At 70.1% G+C, this 546-nt stretch carries 1 protein-coding gene; it reads left to right on the forward strand.

Annotated elements, in window-relative coordinates:
- The coding region (locus NKJ12_RS32230; protein ID WP_352707761.1) for an AMP-binding enzyme at positions 1 to 546 on the forward strand (546 nt) is incomplete at both ends.

Consider the following 546-nt stretch of genomic DNA (forward strand, 5'->3'; position numbering starts at 1 on the left):
CTGACGGCGGAGCGGTTCATCGCCAGTCCCTTTGTGGAAGGCGATCGGCTGTATAAGACCGGTGACCTGGGGCGTTATCTGCCGGATGGCAATCTGGAGTTCCTGGGCCGCAACGATGACCAGGTGAAGATCCGCGGCTTCCGCATCGAGCCGGGCGAGATCGCGGCGCGGCTTTGCGAGCATGCCTGGGTGCGTGAGGCGGTGGTGGTGGCGCGCCAGGACCGCGCCGGCGACAAGCACCTTGTCGCTTATGTCGTGTGTGGGCCCGAGGCGGGAGCGGAGCAGGACGATGGCGGCGCGCTTGCCGGCGCCTTGCGCGCACATGTGAGCGGGCGGCTGCCGGACTACATGGTGCCAACGGCATTCGTGCGGCTGGCGGCGCTACCGCTGACGCCGAACGGCAAGCTCGACCGCAAGGCGCTGCCGGCGCCGGCCGACGACGCCTATGCGCGGGCGGCCTATGAGGCGCCCCGCGCCGCGATCGAGACGGCGCTGGCCGAGATCTGGGCGGAGCTTCTCGGTGTCGAGCGGGTCGGACGCCACGAC

This window comes from Mesorhizobium sp. M0195 (genome assembly GCF_040322115.1).
Lineage (GTDB): Bacteria > Pseudomonadota > Alphaproteobacteria > Rhizobiales > Rhizobiaceae > Mesorhizobium.